This is a genomic window from Pseudomonas sp. EGD-AK9, assembly GCF_000465935.2.
GTDB lineage: Bacteria > Pseudomonadota > Gammaproteobacteria > Pseudomonadales > Pseudomonadaceae > Aquipseudomonas.
The window spans coordinates 1-1,826 of sequence record NZ_AVOF01000487.1 but is presented as its reverse complement, the minus strand read 5'-3'; the positions used below and the strand labels follow the sequence as shown (position 1 = coordinate 1,826).

At 68.7% G+C, this 1,826-nt stretch carries 3 protein-coding genes and 1 pseudogene; 2 read left to right on the top strand and 2 right to left on the bottom strand.

The genetic code is table 11. The annotated features are described in order from the left end of the window. Positions 1-197 (bottom strand): annotated as a pseudogene (locus N878_RS19320) (hypothetical protein); the annotation flags it as partial. Positions 198-311: 114 nt separating this feature from the next. Here N878_RS19320 and N878_RS19315 point away from each other — a divergent pair. Continuing rightward, positions 312-935 carry a 2OG-Fe(II) oxygenase gene (locus tag N878_RS19315; RefSeq protein WP_021445207.1) on the top strand — a complete coding sequence of 208 codons (624 nt, stop codon included), beginning with the start codon at positions 312-314 and terminating at the stop codon, positions 933-935. Between the two features lie 13 nt (positions 936-948). Here the strand turns inward: N878_RS19315 and N878_RS19310 are convergent, their stop codons facing one another. Further along, positions 949-1,485 (bottom strand): DUF6160 family protein, encoded by a 537-nt coding sequence (locus N878_RS19310; RefSeq protein WP_021445206.1) that lies wholly within the window; start codon positions 1,483-1,485, stop codon positions 949-951. Between the two features lie 199 nt (positions 1,486-1,684). On the opposite strand from N878_RS19310, the gene N878_RS19305 reads away from it, so the two are divergent. Continuing rightward, the coding region (locus N878_RS19305) for a 2-thiouracil desulfurase family protein (protein WP_036988313.1) at positions 1,685-1,826 on the top strand (142 nt) is incomplete at its 3' end.

Here is a 1,826-nt window from a genome sequence, read left to right as displayed (position 1 = left end):
CGGTTGCTGTTGTCCACCAGCGCCTGATACACCGCCGGCGGCAGGGTGCTGCGGTAGCGCTGCTGGGCGGCGTCGAGGGCCTGGTTGAAGTGCTCGCGTTGTTGCGGCCAGCCGGCCGCCTGGTACAGGCGCAGGTGGTCGTCGGCCAGGCTCGGCAGGGCCAGGCCGAACAGCAACAGGGCAAACAGAAGGCGCATCGAGAACTCCTTGGCAAACGGGCCTGGCCGTCCGCTGGGGGCAGCGGGCGGCTATTTTCGGCGGCCGGCCGGGGCTTGTCGAGCGGACTGACTGGCGCTGATACAATCGCCGCCATGACCGAATCCAGCCAGCACCACCTCTTCGCCAGCCTTATCGACGACCTCGCCAGCCAGGGCTGGTCGCAACGGGCGCTTTTCGCCCCCGAGCTTCTGACCCGCGAACTGGCCGCCGAGTGCCGCAGACGTGCACAAAGCGGCGAACTCAGTGCCGCCGGCGTCGGCCGCGGCAGCGCCCAGCAGGTGCAGGAGGGGATTCGTGGGGATCGCATCCAATGGCTGGAGTCTGGCCAGAGCCATGCCTGCGACCAGTATCTGCAGCTGATGGACGGCTTGCGCCGGGCGCTGAATCAGGCGCTGTATCTGGGCCTCGAGGACTACGAGAGCCACTTCGCGTTCTATGCGCCGGGCGCCTACTACCAGAAGCACCTGGACCGCTTTCGCGACGACGACCGCCGCAGCGTGTCGGCGGTGTTCTACCTCAACGAGGATTGGCAGGCCGAGCAGGGCGGCGCGTTGCGCCTGTACCTGGCCGACGGCCGCGAGCATGACGTGCTGCCGCAGGCCGGCACCCTGGCGCTGTTTCTCTCCGCCGAGATGCCCCACGAGGTGCTGCCGGCCACTCGCGAGCGGCTGTCGCTGACCGGCTGGTTCAGGCGCCGCGGTAGTGACCCGATCTGAGGATTTGCTCCGCTCAGTGGCCCCAGACCTTGATGGTGCCATTGATGTCGCGGATATCGCGCAGGGCGACGTTGCCGATGCTGGTGTCGCCGATATACAGGTCGCTGGCCACGCGGGCGCGGATCACCAGCTTGCCCAGCGGGCCGAGCTGCTGGTTGATCGCGGTGAGGTTGGGCAGCTTGAGTTGCAGCTGGCTCTGGCCGTTGCCGCCCTTGACCACGTCCACCTCCAGGGTCGGCACCTCGATGCCGAGGATCGGCACGCTGGCGCCCAGCTGGGCCGGGCCCAGGGCATAGCCGTCGCAATCGCTGGGTTTGAGGCAGCCGTTGTCGATCTTGACGTTGCGCAGCGACAGGCTGCCGCCGTCGTCCTGCCAGCGCACCTCGTCGATGCGCGCCATCAGGTCGAGGCGGATGCTGATGCCGGCCTGGCCGCTGATCTGGCTCAGGCTGGCGTCTTCGAGGGCGAGCAGGGCGGCCTGCGCGGACGGGGCGAGCAGCGCCAGGCTGCACAGCAGTGGCAGGGCGAGCGGACGGAGCGGCTGGGACATGAGCGGTAACCTCCCTGGTTGGCCGCGCCAGTCTGCTGGGGCGCTGCCCGCTTGGCCATGGGGCAATGCCGCTTCCCGCCGAAGGATAGGCCGCCAGGCCCGGAAAATCGCGGCGTGCGGGCGCATTTCCGCGTGCCGGAGCGAGGGCTGACGGCGCTGTTACCGGCGGTTACTCTGGTGGCGGCAATGGAGAGAGTCGATGCAGAAGATATTGGTCAGTCGCTGCCTGCTCGGCCATCGGGTGCGTTACGACGGCGGCGCCCATGGTCCCTTCGATCAGCTGCAACGTTGGTTGGACGAGGGGCGGGTGGTGGCGCTGTGCCCGGAGGTGGCCGGCGGCC

Bases quoted from the DNA above. Each gene is read 5' to 3' on its own strand.
- N878_RS19315 (WP_021445207.1), top strand. From the start codon at position 312: ATGACCGAATCCAGCCAGCACCACCTCTTCGCCAGCCTTATCGACGAC.
- N878_RS19310 (WP_021445206.1), bottom strand. From the start codon at position 1,485: ATGTCCCAGCCGCTCCGTCCGCTCGCCCTGCCACTGCTGTGCAGCCTG.